Source organism: Mucilaginibacter pedocola (genome assembly GCF_002013915.1).
Taxonomy (GTDB): domain Bacteria; phylum Bacteroidota; class Bacteroidia; order Sphingobacteriales; family Sphingobacteriaceae; genus Mucilaginibacter; species Mucilaginibacter pedocola.
In genome coordinates this window covers 122,545-145,994 of the sequence record NZ_MBTF01000003.1, presented here as the reverse complement: position 1 = coordinate 145,994, position 23,450 = coordinate 122,545, and the positions used below count along the sequence as shown (strand labels likewise).

Here is a 23,450-nt window from a genome sequence, read left to right as displayed (position 1 = left end):
TTATCCTATAGCTTGTAATTGTTGTTTCTCTAAAACTTTTTTGTACTCTCTTGGGAACACTTTAACAAACTGGGCCGAAGCTTCTTTCCAGTTTTTAAGTAATCCCTGGGCAACTTTACTGCCTGTTAGGTGGATGTGCTTTTTAAGCAGGGCGGTTATTTGCTCTTCGTCCTGCGCGCTTAGCGGATCCAGGTCCACCATTTCCATGTTGCAGTTTTCGGCAAAAGTGCCGTTAGGGTTGTATACCCATGCAATACCACCGCTCATACCGGCGGCAAAGTTGCGGCCTGTTTCGCCAAGGATAAGTGCACGGCCACCGGTCATGTACTCGCAACCGTGGTCGCCAATACCTTCAACAACTGTGGTTGCGCCCGAGTTACGCACAGCGAAACGTTCGCCTGCCATACCGCGTACAAACAACTCGCCGCTGGTTGCGCCATACAGGGCAACGTTACCTATGATGATGTTTTCTTCGGGTTTGAAGGTTGCGTTCGCTGCCGGGTAAACCGCCAGTTGCGCGCCGGATAGGCCTTTACCTACGTAGTCGTTACCTTCGCCTTCCAGTTCGAACGATACACCTTTGGTGTTGAATGCACCAAAGCTTTGGCCGGCCGACCCTTTAAATTTGAAGTTGATTGTATTATCGGGCAAGCCTGCAGCACCGTATACTTTCGAAATCTCGTTAGATAACAGGGTACCAATAGTACGGTCAACGTTTATTACATCGAAGGTTGCAAATACCGGTGTTTTATCTTCCAAAGCAGGTTTAGCAGCTTCAAGCAGTTTCCAGTCGAGGATATTGGCCATGCCATGATCCTGGCTTTCGCTGTTGTAAAGCGTCATGCCTTTGGTGTTGTTCACCGGGTGCAGTATGCCGCTCATGTCGACTTTTTTGGCTTTCCAGCTTTGTATGTTATCCCTTACTTTCAGGAACTGCACACGGCCCACCATTTCGTTAATGGTACGGAAACCCAGCTCGGCCATAATTTCGCGCAACTCTTCTGCCATAAAGCGGAACAGGTTTACGATATGATCAGGCTTACCGCTGAACAGTTTGCGCAGTTCAGGGTCTTGCGTGGCCACACCTACAGGGCAGGTGTTCAGGTGGCATTTACGCATCATGATACAGCCGCCGGCAACAAGGGCAGCAGTAGCTACGCCCCATTCTTCGGCACCTAATAAAGTAGCTATAGCTAAGTCGCGCCCTGTTTTTAGCTGGCCGTCTGTTTGCAATACTACGCGGCTGCGCAGTTTGTTGCGTACCAGTGTTTGGTGCGCTTCAGACAGGCCAAGCTCCCATGGCAAACCTGCGTGTTTTATAGAGCTTATTGGCGATGCACCCGTACCACCATCGTAGCCGGCAATTAATATTACATCGGCATGTGCTTTGGCAACACCCGCGGCAATAGTACCTACGCCTGCTTTTGATACCAGCTTCACGTTGATACGTGCAGCGCGGTTAGCATTCTTTAAGTCGAAAATTAATTGTGCCAGGTCCTCGATCGAGTAAATATCGTGGTGAGGAGGAGGCGATATAAGGCCTACGCCCGGTGTAGAGTGGCGTGTTTTAGCGATCCAGTCGTCAACCTTGTGGCCCGGCAGCTGCCCGCCTTCGCCCGGTTTTGCACCTTGCGCCATTTTTATCTGCAACTCATCGGCATTGGTAAGGTAATTAGAAGTTACCCCGAAACGGCCCGATGCCACTTGCTTGATGGCCGAACGCATCGAATCGCCGTTTGGCATCTTGTCATAACGTATCTCGTCCTCGCCGCCTTCGCCGGTATTGCTTTTGCCACCAATGCGGTTCATGGCAATAGCCATGGTGCTGTGCGCCTCGTGCGATATCGAACCGAAGGACATGGCACCGGTAGCAAAACGCTTCATGATGCTCTCTATCGGCTCTACCTCGTCAATAGTGATAGCTTCGCGGTGGTGCGCAAAATCAAGCAAACCACGAATGGTGTAATGCTTTTCGGTTTGCTCGTTTACTTTAGCTGCATAGTTTTTGTAGACCGCGTAGCTGTTGCTACGGGTTGCATGCTGCAATAAGTGAACGGTATCCGGGTTAAACAAGTGCGCTTCGCCCCTGCGTTTCCATTGGTAGATACCACCTTCGGGCAGTAAGCGTACCTCTGATTTGCCGCTGCTGAAACCAATTTTGTGTTTGCACAAAGCTTCGCGTGCAATCTCGTCAAGGCCTAAACCGCCTATACGGGTAATACCACCCGAGAAATATTTATCTACAACAGATTTGTTGATACCCAGTATCTCGAATACCTGCGAACCATGGTACGATTGAAGCGTAGATATACCCATTTTAGAGAATATCTTCAACAAGCCGTCGTTAACCGATTTTACATAGTTTTTGTAAAGGGTTTTCAGATCCAGGTTGGTTTCCAGGCTGCCATTGTTTTTCAATGTTTCAATGGTAGATAGCGCCAGGTACGGGTTAATGGCGGTAGCACCGAATGCCAGCAAGGTAGCAAAGTGGTGTACTTCCCAAACGTCGCCCGTCTCTACAACCAAGCCTACAGCGCCACGGCGTCCTTTTTTAATGAGGTGGTGGTGCACTGCCGATACTGCTAACAGCATTGGTATAGGTGCGTGCTCTGAGTCAACGGCGCGGTCGCTCAGTATCAGTACCTCAAAGCCATCATCCACAGCATCTTCGGCGTAGCGGCAAAGCCTTGCTATACCTTTTTCCAGCGAACCCGGGTTGCCATCGGCATTAAAGTAGGTTTGCAGGGTTTTAGCGTGGAACAAACCGGTATCAATACTGCGGAGTTTCTCCAGCTGGTGGTTCTTCAGTATCGGGTGATCAAGCACTACGCAATGGCAGTGCATTTTATCTTCATCAAGCAAATTGCCGTTGTTACCTATAAAGGTAGCCAGGCTCATTACCAAGCGCTCGCGGATAGGGTCTATCGGCGGGTTGGTTACCTGGGCGAAGAATTGTTTAAAATAGCTTGATAAATGCTGAGGTTTATCAGAAAGGATGGCCAAAGGCACATCGGTACCCATTGAGCCCACAGGCTCTTTACCATCCAATGCCATTGGTTTAATAATGGTATCGATATCCTCGCGGCTGTAGCCGAATACCTGCTGGTAACGGTAAACAGAATCTGGCGACAAACTGGCGAAGGCCAAACGCGGCTCCGACAGTTCGCCTAAACGGATCTTATAATTATCCAGCCAGCGGCCGTATGGCTGCTGCGAGGTAATTTCTTTTTTGATCTCGTCGTCGGTAATGATCTTACCTTGCTCGGTATCGATCAGCAACATTTTGCCCGGCTGTAAACGGCCTTTGCGCAATACGGTGCTTTCGTCGATAATTAAAGTACCTGCTTCTGATGCGGCAATAACGCGGCCATCGCTGGTAACTACATAACGCAGCGGGCGTAAACCATTACGGTCTAACACGGCACCAACTATTTTACCATCGGTAAATGATATAGCTGCCGGGCCATCCCATGGCTCCATCAAAGTAGCATGGTATTCGTAGAAGGCCTTTTTAATAGGGTCCATGTGTACGTTACCATCCCAAGCCTCAGGTATCAGCATCATCATTACGTGTGGTAACGAGCGGCCGGTGTGCAGCAATATCTCAATGATGTTATCTAAACAAGCCGAATCCGACTGGTTGTTATCTATCACCGGTAACAGCATCTCCATTTCTTCGGCAGTGAAGTAGGTAGATACGTATGATTTAAGGCCCGAGTAGAACCAGTTAAGGTTACCTGTAAGGGTGTTGATCTCGCCGTTGTGCGCAATTAAGCGGAACGGTTGAGCCAGCTTCCACGACGGGAAAGTATTGGTAGAAAAACGCGAGTGTATAACGGCAAGGCCCGATGCAACGCGCGTATCGTTAAGGTCGGTAAAGTACTTACGCAATTGGTAAGTAGTAACCTGGCCTTTATAAATTATGGTTTTGCAGCTAAGCGAAGTGAAGTAAAAATAATCACTTGCGCCAACTACGGTTTCGTTTACGGTTTTGTTAATATAACGCCTTAAAATATACAGCTTGCGCTCAAAATCTTCGGCGTTGGTAATATGGTGCGGGCGGGCAATAAACAATTGCTCCACATGCGGCTCTACTTGCCTGGCGGTTTCGCCAATAGTGCTCGAATCTACCGGCACTTTACGGTAGCCGAGCTTATGCAAGCCCATCTTCTCAATAGCGTTGGTAATAATTAAACGGCATGCCTTCTTAGCGGCAGGCTCTGTTGGGAGGAATATCATACCTACGCCATACTCTCCCGGTTCGGGGAGGTTGATCTCGAGGTTAGCACATTCTTCCATTAAAAATTCGTGGGGGAGCTGAATTAAAATACCCGCACCATCACCTGATTCAGGGTCGCAGCCACATGCGCCACGGTGCTCCATGTTCTCTAACATGGTTAAAGCATCGTCAACGATATGGTAAGATTTATGTCCGTTGATATTGGTTATAAACCCAGTTCCGCAAGAATCGTGTTCAAATTCCGGCCTGTAGAGGCCTTGCTGGTAGCCTTCGGTTTGATCCATTTTATTATCCGAGTTTTTGTAATTCGGGTAATAACGAAGTTAACAAATTATCAGATTTTTAATAAGGACGCCATTAACTTTTTGAAATTTATTAAAACAATGCGCATTTAAGATTAAAATATTATTAAGTCGACAAAAATCGTAGGCTTTCTATACGAAATTTTAAATTTTTATTGTTTGTTTAATATGCACACATAGTAAATAATGATATTGCAGTAATTTTGCCCCACGCATAACACCGCGTAATATTTATGGCAGATAAAAATAAAGCAGTTTTTTTAGACCGCGACGGCGTGCTTAACCGCGAGATGGGCGACTACGTTTGCAAGTTCGAAGATTTCCACGTTTTAGACAACTTTGATGCACTGAAAGAATTGCAAGATCGCGGCTACATGTTACTGGTGGCCACTAATCAAGGCGGCATAGCCAAAGGCTGGTACGATTTGGCCGAACTGGGCAAAATGCACGCTCATTTAAAAGAGGTATACCAACAGCATGGTGTAGAGATAACCGATTTCTTCTTCTGCCCCCACCACCCCAACTTTACCGGCGACTGCGATTGCCGCAAGCCAAAACCGGGCCTTTTATTACAAGGTATAGAGAAATACAACATCGACCCATCAAAATCTTACTTCATTGGCGACCGTGAACGCGACGTAGAAGCAGGCACCGCCGCCGGCGTAAAAGGTATATTAATTGATAGCGACCAGCCTATAGCAACAGTGCTGGACCAAATAGCATAATTTTGCTTTGTGGCGGATTTAACCGCAAAGCACGCAGAGTATTAGCGCGGCGGTGAGCGCAAAGAACGCAAAGGCTTTGCAAACTGATGAAGAGCTAAAGGAGTGAGTTTTCAAAAAGTTTATCATCTGTTACAATTTTTCTTTGCGGCTTTGCGCCTTTGCGTGAAATAAATTAGCAGGACAGGCTTTGTGCCTCTTTGCGCTAACTAAACTGCAAATCTCTGCGCCCTTTGCGGTTAAATAGCCACCATAATTAAGCCAATAAAAACAATTTATAGCTTTTTTCCTTTTACACGGTAATGGTAAAACCGAAACCCATACACGATATCAGCACGCTTATAGCTTGCGGGCTTGGCTTTTTTTTAATTTGCCTGTACACCAGTTACAGCGGCATCGGCATTTCGCCCGACTCTATTATGTACACTAGCGCGGCCCGCAGCTTTTCTGCCGAAGGCACCCTGAAAACATTTAACGGCATCCCTATCGTCGATTTCCCGATGTTTTACCCTTTGTTTTTGGGCATTATTAAGGTGATCACCCGGGTAGACCCTACCGCCTTTGGTGTAATATTAAACGGAACGTTATTCGCCTCCTTATTATATACGGCCGGCTGGATCATGAACCGCTTTGCTCCATCATCGCAATTGTATAAATGGTTGCTACTGGTGGCTATCGCATTAAGCCCGGGCCTACTGCAGATATATTCGTATTTATGGTCGGAAACGCTGTTTATATTAGAGGTATTATTCTTTATTGTTGCTTTTCGCCAGTATTTAAATACGCATGCCGGCAAATGGCTGGTATTGGCCGCCATTATTGCCGCCATTGGCTGCGTTACCCGATATGCAGCGGTAACCATAGTAGGCACGGGAGGCTTGCTTTTATTATTAGATAGATCGCTGCCTATTAAAAAGAAGATAGGGCATATATTTATATATGGTATAATATGTATATCGCTGCTGGTGGCCAACCTTACCTTTAATACCTTTGCAACAGGCACAGTAACCGGCCCGCGCGAACCATCTATTACCCCTTTTATTAAAAACCTGTACTACTTCGGCACTATTATGTGCGATTGGATGGGTTTCACGCCCGAACAATACTTCCTGGCCATACCTATTGCTTCGGTTATACTATTAGGTTTCATCGTAGCACTTGCTATTAATTATTTCCGCAGGAGTTTGAACAGCTACGAGAATTTGGCCATCACCTTCTCGTTGGTTTATGGTTTGTTCATCATCCTATCCAGCACCTTCTCGCGGTACGAGCGTATCAATAGCCGTTTACTCTCACCTTTATATATAACAGCGCTTTGGGGATATACCAGTTGGGTATTGTTGTGGATAAAGAGCGTCGACACCAAACGCACCCGCCAAATCATTGGCACCATAGCTACTATAATAATGCTGGGCTTTATTGGCAAAGAGGGCTATATAGATTATAAGCGTTACATGGACCAGGTGGCCGATGATTACGGCGCTCCCGGCTATACCGACAGCAGCTGGCAGGAAAACGAATTTGCCAACTTTCTACGCAGCGACGAGGGCAAAAAATTCATGGACCCCAAGGTGCTTATTTATACCGATGCACACGAGGCGGTTTACTTCTTCTCGGGCATGTCGGCCTATTTATTACCGCACAGGTATTTTAAAAACGATGTTGCCCTATTCTACCGCCGCGACCATTACTACCTCGTGTGGTTCAACAACCTCGAAAACCCAGAGTTGATCAACATTAAGGATATCCAAAAAGTACGCAACCTGAAACTGCTGAAACAGTTCCCCGAAGGCGCTATATACGAGTACGATAAAAGCAAGGACGAAACGAGGACGGATTAAGGGTAATTTCTGAACTCGAATTTTAAGGAATTTAAGGAATAGCCAGAAGCGATATCCACAATCCATTCTGCCCATTATTAAAATTCGTTTAATTCGAGTTCAGACAAAAAATCTAAGTAAAATCGGTGGAATCAAAACAAATCGGTGGAATCGGTGACAAAAAAATCCTGTTAAATCGTGCCCATCCCTTAATCCTGTCAAAAAAGCATTGTGGACTTGCAACCGGGAGACGCAAAGTATTGCGTCTCTACAATGAAATTCATCAGTGAAATCAAAGAAAATCGGTGGAATCGGTGCAAAAAAAATCCTGCAATAATCCCTAAATCCCTTAATCCTGTCAAAAAAACGAGTTATTATTTTGATTTAACATTCTCGTGTTTATATTTGCAGCGCTAATCTATAGTTTTACTATACAATAAATGGACGCACGTAAACAACATCATCTGCATTTGCACCATCACCGCCCGGTGATGAATAGATAATGTATGTTTCTACGTGAAATAACAGCCCCATTTTATTATAGTACCTTAATCTCATTTTGTGAAAACACTAAAAATAGCGATCCAAAAATCGGGTCGGCTCAACGAAAAATCCGTTGAATTATTAAAGAATTGCGGCCTTAATTTTGAAAATTACAAGAGCTCGCTTATCTCCCCGGTATCAAACTTCCCGTTAGAAATACTCTTTTTGCGCGACGATGATATCCCCGAATACGTTCAGGATGGTATTGCCGATTTGGGCATTGTAGGCGAAAACGTGATAGAAGAAACCGAAGTGGACGTTGCTTACCTGCAGCGCCTTGGCTTTGGCAAATGTTCACTTAAAATAGCGGTACCAAACAACAACAGCATAGCTACGCTTGAAGACCTCAACGGCAAAGCCATTGCTACCACCTACCCCGTTATCCTGAAAAAATTCCTGGAAGAAAAAGGCATCAACTCGGAGATACGCACTATTTCGGGTTCGGTAGAAATTTCGCCGGGCTTAGGTTTAAGCGATGCCATTTGCGATCTGGTATCTACCGGTGGCACTTTAAAAAGCAACGGCTTAAAACCTTTTGCTGATGTAATGAGCAGCGAAGCCATATTGATAAGCAACAAAGGCAACGAGAACGACGACCTGATACAGGAACTTATCCAGCGCATACAATCGGTACTGCGTGCCAAAGAAACTAAATACGTGGTGCTTAACGTTTTGAAAGAGAACTTAGCCGCGGTTACAGCTTTATTGCCGGGCGTAAAAAGCCCTTCGGTAGTGCCATTGGCCGAGCCGGAATGGGTAGCGGTACACACCGTTATCCCTGAGCGCGACTTTTGGGACCGCATAAGCCAGCTAAAACAAGCCGGCGCACAAGGCATTGTGGTAATGCCGATAGAGAAGATAATATTGTAGTTGACAGTTTGCAGTGGGCAGTTCACAGTTAGCAGTGGGCGGATAGCAATGATCAGTTTGCAGAAAACAAAATTGCAAACCGCCAACCGTAAACTGCGAACTAAAAAAGCAAACTGCCAACTGTAAACTGCCCACTGTAAAGATAATTGTAAGTGGAATGAAAACTTATAACTACGGAAATTTAAGCAAAGACGACGTAAACTCCCTCACCCAACGCAACGTTGACCCGGCTAACGAGATACGTACTTTGGTGGAGGATGTGATAGCGCATGTAAAGCAAAACGGCGACGCGGCTTTGTATGATTATGCCCTGAAGTTTGACAAGGTAGAACTGGATAGGCTTTATTTAGATAAAGCCGAGCTGGAGGAAATTGCCGCCGCTGTATCCCCTGCCCAGCAGAAAGCTCTGCAAACGGCTTATAATAATATCTACAAATTCCACCAGTCGCAGTTAAAAACCGAGGACAAGGTAGAAACTATGGCGGGTGTAACCTGCTGGCGCGAATTGCGGGCCATAGAAAAAGTAGGCCTGTACATACCCGGCGGAACGGCCGTGCTGCCATCAACCTTTTTAATGCTGGGCATACCCGCCCGCATTGCCGGCTGCGATGAGATAGTAGTTTGTTCGCCCCCGCAAAAAAATGGTAAGGTGAATGCTTTTATAGCTTATGTGGCGCTGTTGCTGGGTATAGATAAAGTGTACCTTGTGGGTGGTTCGCAAGCCGTTGCGGCTATGGCCTATGGTACGCAAACCATCAGTAAAGTGGACAAGATATTTGGCCCGGGTAACCAGTTCGTAACCAAGGCTAAAACCATCATCCAAAGCACAACTACCACGGCGATTGATATGCCGGCAGGCCCATCGGAAGTATTAATTATTGCTGACGAAACTGCCAACCCGGCCTTTGTGGCAGCCGACCTGCTGGCACAAGCCGAACACGGTGTAGACAGCCAGGCCATTTTGGTAACCACATCGCAAACCATTGCCGATGCTACCCTTGCCGAAGTGGAAAAACAACTGACCGTATTACCGCGTGCCGAAATTGCAAAACAGGCGATAGATAACTCGTACATCGTGATCACCAACACGCTGGACGAGGCGATGGACTTCAGCAATGTGTACGCCCCCGAGCACTTGATATTGGCCACAACCAACTGGAAGGGGCTAACTGCCGGCATCAAAAATGCAGGTTCGGTATTTCTGGGCAATTTAACGCCCGAGAGTGTGGGCGATTATGCGTCAGGTACAAACCATACGCTGCCTACCAGCAGTTATGCAAGAGCCTACTCAGGTGTATCGGTAGATTCGTTCGTAAAAAAAGTGACCTTCCAGTTTTTAACCGACGAAGGCATACAAAACATAGGCCCGGCCGTAGAGATACTGGCAGATATGGAAGGACTGCATGCGCACCGGAATGCAGTTTCCGTGAGGCTTAACAATAAATAAATAATGTCATTGCGAGGAGGAACGACGAAGCAACCTCTTAGCTAAGCATGAACGCCATGCAAACGACGAGGTTGCCGCGCTTCGCTCGCAATGACAAAAAGGACAAACAAGATTTGACAACTTTTTAAAAGTTGTCAAATCTAATACAGACGCAATACCATGTTCGATATAAATACCCTTCTTCGTAAAAACATTAAAAACCTAACCCCCTACTCGTCCGCAAGGGATGAGTTCCAGGGCGAGGCCAGCGTGTTTTTAGATGCGAACGAAAACGCTTTCGGTTCGCCCCTGCCTACCGCGTACAACCGCTACCCCGATCCTATGCAGCATGCTATTAAGCTGCGCCTAAAAGAGATAAAGGGCCTGCCGGTGCGCAATATTTTTGTAGGCAACGGCAGCGATGAGGCCATCGATATCCTGTTCCGCAGCTTTTGCAACCCGGGTGTTGATAATGTGATCATTGTGCCCCCTACTTACGGCATGTACCAGGTATCGGCCAATATTAATGATGTAGAAACCAAAAAGGTAGTGCTTACCGAAGAGTATCAGCTCGACCTTAATGGCATTGCCGAAGCTATTGATGAACATACCAAGCTGATATTCATTTGCTCACCCAACAACCCTACCGGCAACTCCATCAACCGCGAGGATGTGGAAACTCTGCTGGCCAACTTTAAAGGCATTGTAGTGGTTGATGAGGCTTATATCAACTTCAGCCGCCAAAAAAGCTTTATACAGGAACTTACCGAATATGCTAACCTGGTGGTGATGCAAACCCTCTCTAAAGCATGGGGTTTAGCAGGCTTACGTGTAGGTATGGCCTTTGCCAGCGAAGAGATCATTGAGGTGATGAACCGCGTAAAACCGCCTTACAACGTAAACGAAGCATCGCAACAATTAGCGCTGCAAGCACTGCAAAACGTTGGGCAGGTGAACGATTGGATAAAAGAAACCCTTGCCCAGCGCGATAAATTGGTGCTAACACTTAAAGACATGCCATTTGTGCTGGATATCTACCCATCTGATGCCAACTTCATTTTGGTAAAAACTACCGATGCTACCGGCATATACAATTATTTGGTAGATAAAGGCATCATCGTTCGTAACCGCACCAATGTAGAACTTTGCGAAGGCTGCCTGCGCATTACCGTTGGCACCCCCGGAGAAAACACCACCCTTATAGAAACCCTACAGCAATACAAATGAGCAAGCTGCAAAAAATACTGTTTATAGACCGCGACGGTACACTCATCAACGAAACTACTGATGAGCAGATAGATTCGTTCGCCAAGCTTACCTTTTACCCCGGCGCACTGCAATACCTGCCAAAAATAGCCGCTGAACTCGATTACGAACTGGTAATGGTAACCAATCAGGACGGCCTTGGTACCGCATCGTTCCCCGAGGATACGTTTCACCCCGTGCACAACCTCATCCTGAAAACATTTGAGAACGAGGGCGTTCACTTCAGCTACCAGGCTATCGACCGCACCTTTGCTAAAGACAATGCCCCTACCCGCAAACCTGCGACCGGACTGTTAACGCAATATCTCGATACCACTAAATACGATCTTGCCAACTCTTTCACCATTGGCGACCGCAAGAACGATGTGCTGCTGGCCAAAAACCTTGGCGCAAAAGCTATCTGGATAAACAACAACTCCGGTTTGGGCGATGGCGAGTTCACTCCCGAAAACGAAAGCAATTTGGCAGATGTTATCGCCTTGCAAACACTGAGCTGGAAAGATATTTACGAGTTTCTGAAACTGGGCGAGCGCGTGATGGAACACCGCCGCACTACCAAGGAAACCGATATATACATTAAACTGAACCTCGACGGAACCGGCGATGCCAAAATATCAACCGGGCTGCACTTCTTCGACCACATGCTGGATCAAATTGCCCGCCACGGCAGCATGGACCTGGAGATAACCGCTAAAGGCGACCTGCATATAGACGAGCACCACACCATTGAAGATACCGGCATTGCCCTTGGCGAGGTAATGGCAACAGCCCTTGGCAACAAAATGGGCATTGAGCGCTATGGTTTCTGCCTGCCTATGGACGATTGCCTGGCACAAGCAGCTATCGATTTCGGCGGCCGCAACTGGATCGTTTGGGATGCCGAGTTCAAGCGCGAAAAGGTGGGCGATGTACCAACCGAGATGTTCTACCACTTCTTCAAATCGTTCAGCGATGCTTCAAAAAGCAACCTCAACATAAAAGCAGAAGGCCAAAACGAACATCACAAAATTGAAGCTATATTTAAGGCCTTTGCCAAAGCGATAAAAGTGGCGGTAAAAAGAGACGTAAATAAAATGGTTTTACCTTCTACAAAAGGACTTTTGTAAGATAGAGTCAAGAGGTAAGAATCAAGAGACAAGACAATGCGCTCTTTCTTGATTCTTATCTCTTGGTTCTTGATTCTAATAAAAAATGATAGGAATAATACGCTACGGCGCAGGCAACATTTTCTCGCTAACGGCCACTTTAGACAGGCTGGGCATTGCCTATGGCATGGTAAACACCGAGGCCGACCTGCCACAGTACGACCGGTATATTATCCCCGGCGTGGGCCACGCTGGTGCTGCTATGCACAAGCTGGAAAGCACCGGGCTGGTGCCTGCAATAAAGGCGCTTGATAAGCCAACGCTGGGCATTTGTGTGGGCATGCAATTGCTTACATCGTACAGCGAAGAAGGCGACAGCAATCTGTTGGGATTGTTCCCCATCAAAACCATGAAATTCCCACAAACTGATGGTTTTAAAGTACCGCATACGGGCTGGAACCAAGTTTTTCCGGAGAAAGAAAACCCGCTTTTTACAAATATTCCAACCGGTTCACACTTTTACTTTGTACATTCATACTTTATTGAGTATGAACCGTTATATACTTTATCGTCAACAAATTATATCCACCCGTTTTCGGCATCAATTTGGAGGGATAATTTTTATGGTGTGCAGTTCCACCCCGAGAAATCAGGCACCTACGGCGAACAATTATTAAAGAACTTTTCACAAATCTGATAGCAATGTATATTATCCCCGCCATTGACATTTTAAATAAAAAAGTTGTTAGGCTTCGCGAAGGCGATTACTCGCAGGTAACCGAATACGACGTTACCCTGGAAGAGATGATAGAGCGTTACCAAAGCAATGGTACCAACTTCATCCACATCATCGACCTTAACGGTGCTAAAAACGACTTCAGCAACCAGCAATACCTGTTTGATGTAATACGCAAAACAGACATGCAGGTGCAATATGGCGGCGGCGTGCGCAGCATTGATAAGGTGAAAGAACTGATAGATGCCGGCGTGCACCGCGTAATAGTAGGTACGCAAGCCATCACTAACCCTGCCTTCCTTGAGGAACTCAGCAAAGCTATCTGCGGCCGCGATAAATGCAGCGACCAGGTAGTTATCGCTATCGATGTATTGGACGAGGTAATAAAATACTCGGGCTGGATGGAAAGTTCGCCCATTAAACTGATGGACTATGTTGACAAGTGCTTGGCGTTAGGTTTCTTCCGTTTCCTGTGTACAGACATTAATAAAGACGGCAAACTGGGCGGCGCAGGTGTGGATCTGTACGAAAAACTGCTGGATCATTCGCCGTTCATCAAACTGATCGCTTCGGGTGGTGTAAGCTCCATGAAAGATATCGAACAGCTAAGCGCTATCAAAGTAGAGTCGTGCGTAGTTGGCAAAGCCATCTACGAAGGACACATCAGCATCGAAGAAATTAAGAACTGGAATTTGGATTCGCTTATCTCTATCTAAGATATGTCATTGCGAGGAGATACGACGAAGCAAACTCGTAGCCTTGCATGACCGCTTTGCATGCCCGAACGTCCTATGAGGTTGCCACGCTATCGCTCGCAATGACATAGTTTGTTAGGCTACCAGAACAGACAACCCATGCTCTCTAAAAGAATTATACCCTGTTTAGACGTTAAAGACGGCCGTACCGTAAAAGGCGTAAACTTTGTTGACCTGCGCGATGCCGGCGACCCGGTAGAACTTGCCTGGAACTACTCGCAGCAAGGTGCCGACGAATTGGTTTTCCTGGATATTAGCGCTACGGTAGAAAAACGCAAAACCCTTGTAGAACTGGTAAAAGCCGTTGCAAGGCAAATAAACATCCCCTTCACCATAGGTGGAGGTATAACCGAAATTGCCGATGCGGACGCCCTGCTGAATGCCGGTGCTGACAAAATATCGATCAATTCAGCCGCGGTACGCAACCCTCAACTGATCGATGACCTGGCTAAGGCATTCGGCGTGCAGTTTGTGATCGTTGCGGTTGACACCCGCGTAATGGGCGATAAAAACATTGTGCACCTCAACGGCGGCCGCCTGCCAACCGAGCGCCAAACCCTCGAGTGGATATTGGAAGCCGAAAGCCGCGGTGCGGGAGAGATACTCCTCACCTCGATGGACCATGATGGCACCAAGGCAGGTTTTGATAACCCCTTCCTTACGCAGGTAAACAATGCAGTGAATATTCCCGTTATTGCATCGGGCGGTGCGGGTTCGGTACAGCATTTTGTGGATGTATTTCAGAAAAGCAATGTAGATGCAGCTTTGGCAGCATCGGTTTTTCACTACGGTGAGATATTAATACCCGACCTGAAGAAGGTTTTGAAACAGAATGATATTGAGGTGAGGGAGGTGTAAAAGCCCACCAAAGCTTACCCAAACGTCATGCTGAACTTGTTTCAGCACCCCACGCGCTGAGCCGCATGCATAGTCGCTAACTTTGCATGTGGGGTGCCGAAATAAATTCGGCATGACGTAATTAATAGTACCCCGTTGGCGGTGTCCCCACCGCCAACAAATGATAGAGAAAATGAACATCGATTTTGATAAAACCGACGGCTTAGTGCCGGTGATAATACAGGACGAGCAAACTTTAGAAGTACTGATGCTGGGCTATATGAACCAGGAAGCCTATGAGAAAACCGTTGCCGAAAAGGTAGTAACGTTTTTCTCCCGCTCTAAAAATCGCCTTTGGACCAAAGGCGAAACCAGTAGCAATTTCCTGCATGTAAAAAGCATCCATATCGATTGCGATAACGATACCCTGCTGATAAAAGCCAGTGCCGATGGACCAACCTGCCACACCGGCGCGCGCAGTTGTTTCCAAACCGAATACAACCAAAACTTTATTATGCAGTTGGAAAACATCATAGCCGACAGGTACACCAACCCGTTAGAAGGCTCGTATGTGAACAAACTGCGCAACAAAGGGCTTAACAAAATAGCCCAAAAGGTAGGCGAAGAAGGCGTAGAAACGGTTATAGCCGCATTGGCCGAAACCGAAACCGACCTTATTAATGAAGCCAGCGACCTGGTTTTCCACCTGTTGGTTTTGCTTCGCGAAAAGAACCTAACTTTGGAGCGGATAGCCAAGAATTTGGAAGAGAGACATAAGTAGTTTGCAGTAGGCAGTTGCCAGTTTGCAGTTAGAAGCCGATCATAAGCTAATTGCTAACTGCACATCGCAAACTGACTGCTAACTGCGCACCGCTAACTGCTAACTGAAAACTGACTGCTAACTGCATCCCGCAAACTGTTTACTGACTGCTAACTGCACACCGCCAACTGCAAACTGAAAAAGATGCACGCAATAAAAACCGCCGACTTTACCGGGCATAGCAACCCTATTTTCACGCTGGAGCTTTCGCAGAAGCCGGGTATATTTTTTACCGGCGGTAACGATAAGGGGCTGGTGGAATGGGGGCTGGAGAATAACGCTTTTATAAAAGTGATGTTCCCTGTGCCCACGTCTATATACGCCATCCATTGCCCAGTGGGTTACCCGCTTATGTTTGCGGGTTTGCGCAGCGGCGAGGTATTGGTTTTTAATTTCATCGAGCAGAAGATAACCCATAGGCTGCGCAAGCATATCAAGCCTATATTCGATATCAAATCTATCCAAAGCAAGGATGAGTTGCTGGTAGCCTCAGAAGATGGTACGGTTACCGTTTGGAGCCTGAAAACGATGGAGCTGTTGCACACCATACAGGTGTCGCATGATACAATACGTTGTATCAGCGTAAACCCGGCAGAAGACCGCATTGCTTTTGGCTGCCGCGATAATACGGTAATGGTGTACGATGCGCAGGATTATACGCCCATTAAGGCACTCGTAGGGCATACCATGGCGGTGTTCTCGCTTCAATATTCGCCCAATGGCGAGTACCTGGTATCGGGGGCGCGCGATGCGCAGTTAAAAATATGGGATAATAAAACTTATACACTTATACAAAGTATCCCCGCGCATATGTTTGCGGTTAACCATATCGTCTTCCACCCTACCCGTCCATATTTTGCCACTGCCAGTATGGATAAAAGCATTAAAATATGGGATGCTGTTGATTTTAAACTCCGCAAAATCATCAGCCGCGAAAAAGGTTACCCCTGCCACGTCCTCTCTATTAACAAACTGGCCTGGGCCGGCGATGACCTGTTATCTGTTAGCGACGACAAAACCATAATGCGCTGGCAGGTAAGCTTCTAAGATACTACCCTTGGCCGTACAACTGTTAGTTTTACAAACATTGGCCATTTTATTAACAAAACCATAACCTCTTACAACAAAGTTCGGTATTATTGAGTTATGTAACTATAAAGCAAAAGATTGCGCGCGGCATACCTTTTGTTTTATAATTATAAACCGATCAGGCAGCCACCCCTGCTGCAGAATAAATTATTTGTAAAGATGGAAAAGATTCGTTTCAAAAAGATGGTGCCCGGATGGCGCGTTTTTTTCGTTTTGCTGTTCTTATGTTTTTGCCTGCCACTAACAACTTATGCCCAGAATATGCCGGGCACAGGTGAACGCCTTGCAGCTGTGTTTTCAAACGGTTTTATTAAAGTGCTGGTAATTGCGGCATTGGTATTTGTAAACTACCTGGTTTTCCTGAGCCGCAAAGAGCCTCAACGAAAGCAAAAATATTAAGTAATTAAAAGTACCGCTTTATCGAGTGCAATTTATGGGTATGGCGCTTCAACTCCTCAGACCATATACCCTCATTGTCTATCATATCAATTTTTACCTTGCCCGATGCGTGGATGATTTGCCCGTTGTTGAGGATAATGCCCACATGGGTGACTTTTCCTTCAGGATTATGGAAAAAGGCAAGGTCGCCAAGTTTGGTTTGGGCGAGGTTTTCTACGTCCGTGCCTTCCTGCGCCTGCATAGAAGCATCGCGCTGAATATTGTGCCCGCATAGCCTGTAAACAACCTGTGTAAAGCCCGAGCAATCAATTCCGAAGTGCGTACGCCCGCCCCACAAATATGGTACATTAAGGTACGACCGCGCCACATTAGCTATATGGTCGGTTTCGCCAATTTCTCCAATTATTTCAAACTTATTGTTGCCCACATAGCTGGTAGTCCCTTGCAAAAAAGCCAGGGAACTGCCCGCGGGTAAAAAAACGATAGAATTATCGGCTATTTTCCAGGCCTGTGTAACCGGGCGGTAGGTTATGGGCGCCGGTTTGCTTTGCAAGTCGCGATAGGCAATGTGGCCCAGTTGGGTAAACTGTAACCTATCTATCCAGCCGGTATAACTATCAATGGCGGTAAGTATCTTGGCCCATTTGTTATTGTATTCGGTTACTTCAAAAGCCTCGCCAAACAAAAGCTGCGAAACAAGTTCGCTGCGGTCGCTCGGTTCGGCGCGCATAGGCACAATAGCAAGATTACAAATACCGTATTCCATCAAGTCGGGAGCAAAAAATCTATATTACGTTTTCGGCTTATAAATGTTGTAAAGTAACAAAAAAAGGGGAAGCTTGTTTAGCCTCCCCTTTTGTAACAATATTGTTTCAGCGCTATAATTAACCGTTGGCGTGTAGCCAGTCTTTTTTAGCGTGCAGTTCTTCGTCTGTCTCGCGCACATCCTCGTCATCTACGCAGCAATCAACCGGGCAAACGGCAGCACACTGCGGCTCATCGTGGAAGCCTACACACTCGGTACACTTATCGGGTACAATGTAATATATATCATCAGAAAGGGCAGCCTGAGACTCTTCAGCATTCAGGGTGTTGCCATCGCCAAAATCAATTACTCCTTTTAATGCCGTACCGTCAGAAAAACGCCAGGCGGCACCAGCGTCGTAAATTGCATTATTCGGGCACTCTGGTTCGCAGGCTCCGCAGTTGATGCATTCGTCGGTGATTATGATCGCCATATTTTTTTAAATATTCTTATATTCTCAATTAACTTTGCCCCACATAACGGGAAACGTGCAAATATAACAAAAAAATCATGCCAAGCGTTTGGCTCGTCAACATATATATGTCAAAAATAGATATAAATAACACCATAAATACCTTTGCCGAACTGGGGAAACGCCTTGCCAACCCCGATGAGGCTTTGATGGGCATCATCAACACCGAGCGGCAATACAATGCATGGTTCACACCCGAAAGTGTATTGAGTGCTGTAAAAGCCACCGGTGAAATGCTCAACAGTACCGACTTAAGCCAGTGGCTGGCAAAATATAACATTACTGAAGCCAAAGGCAAACGCATAGGCCTGGTATTGGCGGGCAATATCCCTTTGGTAGGTTTCCATGATGTACTTTGCGTATTGGTGAGTGGCAACCATGCGCTTATTAAAGCATCATCGCAGGATGCAAGGCTGATCAAATACGTTTTAAATTTACTGGTAGAAGTAGATAGCAGCTATGCCGACAAATCCAGTTTTGTAGAACGACTGGTAGATTTTGACGCCATTATAGCTACCGGCAGCAATAATACCTCGCGCTATTTTGAGTACTACTTCGGCAAGGTACCCAACATTATCCGTAAAAACCGCAACAGCATTGCCTTGTTAACCGGTAACGAAAGCACCGAAGAATTGCATGCTTTGGGCAACGATATCTTCGATTACTTTGGGCTTGGCTGCCGCAATGTTTCAAAGTTACTGGTGCCTGCGGGGTATAATTTCAACAGTTTTTTTGAAGCGATAGAGGATTTCCACCCCATTATTAACCACCACAAATACAACAACAATTACGATTATAATAAATCCATTTACCTGGTAAACGGAGACCAGCATTTGGATAACGGCTTCCTGATGCTAAAACAGGATGAGCGCCTTACTTCGCCGCTTGCTGTGTTGTTTTACGATATTTACGAAAGCCTCGACTCGGCACAGGAAACGCTGCTGCAGCAAAGCGAACAATTGCAGTGCATTGTAACCACCGCGGCCATCAAAACCCAAAACCAGCAGGTACCATTCGGCCAAAGCCAGCACCCGCAACTTTGGGATTATGCCGATGGCGTAGATACGATGGAATTTCTTTCGACGCTGAGTTAACGCTCTTTATTCGGAAAGTCCGAAAGTGAGGTAAGTCCGAAAGACAAATTTTAACAATAAAGCCGAGCTTTTCTTTCGGACTTGCGGACTTTTCCGACTTCCGGACTAACAGAAAGTCAACTAAAAAAGATAAATTTGCCCTGAAAGCTTTCTGCTTTGGATTTTAGACTTTAAGCTTAACATGTACCTTATAAAAGTAAAAGGCGTTGCCAAAATACCCGATTATGTGCAGCTGCGCGATGATAAGTTTACGCTGCTGGCTTATTTTAGGGTTGATAGGCCCGAAAAATCGCTTGATAAAATTGGGCTTGGCGATAAATACGATTACATAATGGGTGTGGTGCGCGACCTCCCCTTCGGCAAAATATTAAAACTGGATATCTAACAAATGATAGGCAACTCCATTATAAAACTAAACAACGTTGATATTTTTCAGCAGAAGCACCTGGTGCTATCTAACGTAAACCTGCATATTGATAAAGGCGATTTTGTATGGCTGATAGGCCAAACAGGATCGGGCAAAAGCAGTTTGCTGAAAATTATTTACGGCGACCTTGCGGTTACCAGCGGCACGGGCCATGCCTGCGGCTACGAACTGAGTAAACTGGCCAGCAAAGAGATACCCTACCTGCGCCGCAAACTGGGCATCGTTTTCCAGGATTTTCAATTGTTAACGGATAGGTCGGTTGAGCAAAACCTGCAGTTTGTATTGCGCGCCACCGGCTGGACTGATAAACAAGGTATTGCCGACCGTATATTGGATTGTTTAGAAAAAGTAGGCCTGCGTTCTAAACTTAAAAAAATGCCGCACGAACTATCAGGCGGCGAGCAGCAGCGCGTGGTAATTGCCCGTGCATTGCTTAATAACCCCGAAATTATATTGGCCGACGAACCTACCGGTAACCTCGACCCGGATACTTCCGAAGAAATTGTACTGTTACTAAAACAGATCAGCCAAATGGGCACCGCTGTGGTAATTGCTACGCACGATTACCATATTATCCGCACCTTCCCATCGCGCATCATTAAATGCGAGAACGGCAAAGTGCTGGAGGATGTGCAAATAGCATAGGTTCAGTTTGCAGTGGGCAGTTGACGGTTTGCAGTTGACAACGGGCAATCGACAGTTTGCTGTGGTTTTATTAACTGCGAACTGCGCACCGGGAACTGCTAACTGACCAAGAACTGCCAACTGAAAGATAAATCACGACAAACTTTACATAAAAACGAATACCCTGCTGACAGGCTGTCGCATTTACAGCGATGGCAAGATACTTGTTTGGCACTATTCATGAATTTTAACGACATGTTGAAGAAAAAAAAGAAGGAAAATTCTGAAACTCCTGAAAATACTGTGGAAATGGCAAACGAGAGCGCAAACACCGACAAACAGGAACTAAACCCTCAACCCGAAGCAGCAGAAAACACCCCTTCGGCAGAAGATAAATTAAAGGAGGAAGTACAGCAGGCAAATGATAAGTACTTACGCTTATATGCCGAGTTTGATAACTTTCGCCGCCGTACTATAAAAGAACGCGAAGAAGCACGCAAAACCGAAGGCAAGGATGTAATTGTTGCGCTGCTGCCCGTGCTTGATGATTTTGAACGCGCCCTGCGCGCTACTGAAAAAGCTACCGAAGTAGCATCGGTACGCGACGGTGTTATACTGATACAAAACAAACTGAAAAATATTTTAGGGCAAAAAGGCCTGAAAGAAATGCAATCGATAGGTACCGAATTTAATGCCGACCTGCACGAGGCTATCACCAGCATCCCCGCCCCTACCGACGACCTAAAAGGCAAGGTGGTTGACGAGATGGAAAAAGGCTATGAACTTAACGAACGCGTGGTACGCTTCGCTAAAGTTATTGTAGGCGCGTAAGCCTCACAATGAGCGAATGAAGGAAGGACTGAATTAGTGAATAACTGATTCGGTTTTTTCTGTTAAAATCGCTATCTTACTGATTCAAAAATACATATAATATTTCCGGGCGTGTTTTTCGCTCATTCAAAAATTCACTAATTAATACAATGGCTAAGAGAGATTATTACGATGTGCTTGGTGTAAGCAAAGGCGCAAGTGCCGATGAGGTAAAAAAGGCATATCGTAAAATGGCTATTAAATACCACCCCGATAAAAACGAGGGTGACAAAGCTGCCGAAGAAAAGTTTAAGGAAGCTGCCGAGGCCTACGAGGTGCTTAGCTCGCCCGAGAAACGCCAGCGGTACGACCAGTTTGGCCACGCGGCCAATGCATCATCGGCCAGCGGTGGTGGTTATGGCGGTGGCAGCATGAATATGGACGACATATTCAGCCAGTTTGGCGATATATTCGGCGGTGGCGGTGCATTCGATGGCTTCTTTGGCGGCGGTGGCAGGCAAGGTGGCGGTGGCCGCCGTGTAGCCCGTGGCAGCAACCTGCGCATTAAAGTGCGCCTAACTTTAGAGGAAATTGCCAACGGTGCCGAAAAGAAAATAAAAGTAAATAAACAGGTAGTCTGCAAAACCTGCGATGGTAGCGGCGCTAAGGATAAATCATCTTTCAGCACCTGTAAAACTTGCGGTGGGCAAGGTTCGGTACGCAGGGTAACCAATACCATTTTGGGCCAGATGCAAACCACCAGCACCTGCCCTACCTGTAACGGCGAAGGCAGCACCATTACCAATAAATGTACTGTTTGCCACGGCGACGGAGTTGTACGCGGCGAAGAGACCATTACCATAAACGTACCTGCCGGAGTTAGCGAAGGCATGCAACTGAGTATGAGCGGCAAAGGTAACGCAGCCCCACGCGGCGGTGTACCCGGCGACTTGATCATCCTGATAGAGGAAGTACCGCACGAAACGCTGAAACGCGATGGCAACAACGTGATATACGACCTGCACGTAAACTTTGTGGATGCCGCCTTAGGCACAAGTGTAGAAGTACCTACCATTGATGGCAAAGCCAAAATAAAAATTGAGCCGGGCACACAGGGTGGTAAAATACTGCGACTGAAAGGCAAAGGCGTACCGGAGGTGAACTCTTACCATCGCGGCGACCAACTCATCCACGTAAACATCTGGACACCAAAAGCCCTTAGCCGCGAAGAGCGCGAGATATTGGAAAAGCTGCAAGGCTCACCAAACTTCAAACCAAACCCCGGCAAGAACGAGAAAAGTTTCTTCGAGAGGATGAAAGAGTACTTTGAATAGTATTTGAAGTCCGAAAGACGGTAAAGACGGAAAGTCCGAAAAGATAAGAGAAAGCCCGGGGTTAGTTAGACTCCGGGCTTTTTTGTTTGGCATACAATTAACCTTGCATTATCCTATTTCTATTGATAGGCAATTAGTTTGGTGAATTGGATTACCCCAAAACACACCAACAAAAAAGCCGCAACGAACATTCGTTGCGGCTTACTCAACAATAAAGGTTTTTCTTTAGAAAGAAAAGCGTAACCCTAAACCAAACCTTGCGGCGGTAAAGTCTGAATTATCGCCAACGTAAAATGCGGGGCGCCAATCGAACGACAGATCAATAGGCGCAGTGCCTAATTTGTAGTCTAACCCGGCCATTGGCCTGATGTAGAAATCTGTGCTGCCATTCCCAAAACCTAACTGCGGCCCAATGCCCAGGTAATAGTTTAACCCGCCGGAATTTTTAATACCCGCTTGGTATTGGTAGTAAGCGCCAACAAAAGTTTGATCGCCGCCAAAAGTTAATTCGGCCTGCCCTGCAGCATTTTTAGTGAACATGTGCCTGATAGATGGGCCTACCAAAGTTGCACCATCCCCGAAGTCGACAGCTAACCCGGCAGAAGTTTGGGCGCTGGCACTGTTTGCAAAATAAAACATTCCGGCAACAGCTAACAAAAGAATTTTTTTCATGAAAGTGATTTAGATGAACAAAAAAATATTTTATTTATCGCAATAATATTGCCCGTAAAGAAATATTACCACGCAATAGTAACTATCAGTTTATAAATATGTTTTACAATACTTCCATTTTTTATTAAATGCGTCGTCTTATACACTTTAGCGCCAGGTTTTCCATCTCGAAACGCCCACATGCTCAAATAAATACCAGGTAAAACTTAATACAAGGCTGAGCAACATTAACATAGTAAAAGCTTATATTAGTTCTGTTGCCCGCAAGTATAAATCGAGCTGTATAAGCAAACCTTTATCGC

21 protein-coding genes are annotated in these 23,450 nt (G+C 46.3%); 17 read left to right on the top strand and 4 right to left on the bottom strand.

Going from position 1 to position 23,450, the window contains the following annotated elements:
• The gene (gene gltB / locus BC343_RS06325) at positions 1–4,524 is read right to left on the bottom strand and encodes a glutamate synthase large subunit (protein WP_078346912.1); all 4,524 of its coding nucleotides are present in this window, start codon (positions 4,522–4,524) and stop codon (positions 1–3) included.
• A 251-nt stretch (positions 4,525–4,775) separates the two neighbouring features.
• Here gltB and BC343_RS06320 point away from each other — a divergent pair, with 251 nt between their 5' ends.
• The 12 genes from BC343_RS06320 to BC343_RS06265 all read left to right on the top strand — a co-directional run bounded on the left by BC343_RS06320 (position 4,776) and on the right by BC343_RS06265 (position 16,910).
• A complete protein-coding gene (locus BC343_RS06320) occupies positions 4,776–5,267 on the top strand; it encodes a D-glycero-alpha-D-manno-heptose-1,7-bisphosphate 7-phosphatase (protein WP_078346911.1) in 492 nt (163 codons plus the stop codon).
• 299 nt (positions 5,268–5,566) lie between these two features.
• Positions 5,567–7,105 carry a hypothetical protein gene (locus tag BC343_RS06315; protein WP_078346910.1) on the top strand — a complete coding sequence of 513 codons (1,539 nt, stop codon included), beginning with the start codon at positions 5,567–5,569 and terminating at the stop codon, positions 7,103–7,105.
• A gap of 540 nt (positions 7,106–7,645) precedes the next feature.
• Positions 7,646–8,497: an ATP phosphoribosyltransferase gene (hisG, locus tag BC343_RS06310; protein ID WP_078346909.1), complete on the top strand. Its 852-nt coding sequence runs from the start codon at positions 7,646–7,648 to the stop codon at positions 8,495–8,497.
• A gap of 157 nt (positions 8,498–8,654) precedes the next feature.
• Positions 8,655–9,944 carry a histidinol dehydrogenase gene (gene hisD, locus BC343_RS06305; protein ID WP_078346908.1) on the top strand — a complete coding sequence of 430 codons (1,290 nt, stop codon included), beginning with the start codon at positions 8,655–8,657 and terminating at the stop codon, positions 9,942–9,944.
• A gap of 159 nt (positions 9,945–10,103) precedes the next feature.
• Positions 10,104–11,150 carry a histidinol-phosphate transaminase gene (gene hisC, locus BC343_RS06300; RefSeq protein WP_078346907.1) on the top strand — a complete coding sequence of 349 codons (1,047 nt, stop codon included), beginning with the start codon at positions 10,104–10,106 and terminating at the stop codon, positions 11,148–11,150.
• Positions 11,147–12,295, top strand: a complete 1,149-nt coding sequence (gene hisB / locus BC343_RS06295) for a bifunctional histidinol-phosphatase/imidazoleglycerol-phosphate dehydratase HisB (protein ID WP_202909737.1) — start codon at positions 11,147–11,149, stop codon at positions 12,293–12,295. Before hisC ends, hisB begins: the two co-directional genes overlap by 4 nt.
• Positions 12,296–12,380: 85 nt before the next feature.
• Positions 12,381–12,971 (top strand): imidazole glycerol phosphate synthase subunit HisH, encoded by a 591-nt coding sequence (gene hisH / locus BC343_RS06290; protein WP_078346906.1) that lies wholly within the window; start codon positions 12,381–12,383, stop codon positions 12,969–12,971.
• Positions 12,972–12,976: 5 nt separating this feature from the next.
• Positions 12,977–13,726, top strand: coding sequence for a 1-(5-phosphoribosyl)-5-[(5-phosphoribosylamino)methylideneamino]imidazole-4-carboxamide isomerase (locus BC343_RS06285; protein ID WP_078346905.1), 750 nt, complete (start codon positions 12,977–12,979; stop codon positions 13,724–13,726).
• Between the two features lie 138 nt (positions 13,727–13,864).
• Positions 13,865–14,623, top strand: coding sequence for an imidazole glycerol phosphate synthase subunit HisF (gene hisF / locus BC343_RS06280; protein ID WP_078346904.1), 759 nt, complete (start codon positions 13,865–13,867; stop codon positions 14,621–14,623).
• Between the two features lie 172 nt (positions 14,624–14,795).
• Positions 14,796–15,383 (top strand): bifunctional phosphoribosyl-AMP cyclohydrolase/phosphoribosyl-ATP diphosphatase HisIE, encoded by a 588-nt coding sequence (gene hisIE, locus BC343_RS06275; RefSeq protein WP_078347039.1) that lies wholly within the window; start codon positions 14,796–14,798, stop codon positions 15,381–15,383.
• A gap of 183 nt (positions 15,384–15,566) precedes the next feature.
• Positions 15,567–16,469: a WD40 repeat domain-containing protein gene (locus tag BC343_RS06270; protein ID WP_078346903.1), complete on the top strand. Its 903-nt coding sequence runs from the start codon at positions 15,567–15,569 to the stop codon at positions 16,467–16,469.
• A gap of 201 nt (positions 16,470–16,670) precedes the next feature.
• Positions 16,671–16,910 (top strand): hypothetical protein, encoded by a 240-nt coding sequence (locus tag BC343_RS06265; protein WP_143822081.1) that lies wholly within the window; start codon positions 16,671–16,673, stop codon positions 16,908–16,910.
• A 4-nt stretch (positions 16,911–16,914) separates the two neighbouring features.
• Here the strand turns inward: BC343_RS06265 and BC343_RS06260 are convergent, their stop codons facing one another.
• Positions 16,915–17,640, bottom strand: a complete 726-nt coding sequence (locus tag BC343_RS06260) for a C40 family peptidase (protein ID WP_238381712.1) — start codon at positions 17,638–17,640, stop codon at positions 16,915–16,917.
• 154 nt (positions 17,641–17,794) lie between these two features.
• Positions 17,795–18,148: a 4Fe-4S dicluster domain-containing protein gene (locus BC343_RS06255; protein ID WP_078346900.1), complete on the bottom strand. Its 354-nt coding sequence runs from the start codon at positions 18,146–18,148 to the stop codon at positions 17,795–17,797.
• A 107-nt stretch (positions 18,149–18,255) separates the two neighbouring features.
• On the opposite strand from BC343_RS06255, the gene BC343_RS06250 reads away from it, so the two are divergent.
• From BC343_RS06250 to dnaJ, 5 genes are all read left to right on the top strand, one after another.
• A complete protein-coding gene (locus BC343_RS06250) occupies positions 18,256–19,281 on the top strand; it encodes an acyl-CoA reductase (RefSeq protein ID WP_078346899.1) in 1,026 nt (341 codons plus the stop codon).
• A 181-nt stretch (positions 19,282–19,462) separates the two neighbouring features.
• A complete protein-coding gene (locus tag BC343_RS06245) occupies positions 19,463–19,666 on the top strand; it encodes a fructose-6-phosphate aldolase (protein ID WP_078346898.1) in 204 nt (67 codons plus the stop codon).
• Positions 19,667–19,669: 3 nt separating this feature from the next.
• Entirely contained in the window at positions 19,670–20,353 is a 684-nt protein-coding gene (locus BC343_RS06240) for a cell division ATP-binding protein FtsE (RefSeq protein WP_078346897.1), read from the top strand.
• 234 nt (positions 20,354–20,587) lie between these two features.
• Positions 20,588–21,163 (top strand): nucleotide exchange factor GrpE, encoded by a 576-nt coding sequence (locus BC343_RS06235; RefSeq protein WP_078347038.1) that lies wholly within the window; start codon positions 20,588–20,590, stop codon positions 21,161–21,163.
• 149 nt (positions 21,164–21,312) lie between these two features.
• A complete protein-coding gene (gene dnaJ / locus BC343_RS06230) occupies positions 21,313–22,476 on the top strand; it encodes a molecular chaperone DnaJ (RefSeq protein WP_078346896.1) in 1,164 nt (387 codons plus the stop codon).
• A gap of 225 nt (positions 22,477–22,701) precedes the next feature.
• Here dnaJ and BC343_RS06225 read toward each other — a convergent pair whose 3' ends face one another.
• On the bottom strand, positions 22,702–23,148 hold the full coding sequence (locus BC343_RS06225; protein ID WP_078346895.1) for a hypothetical protein: 447 nt from the start codon (positions 23,146–23,148) through the stop codon (positions 22,702–22,704).
• Positions 23,149–23,450: the final 302 nt, after the last annotated feature.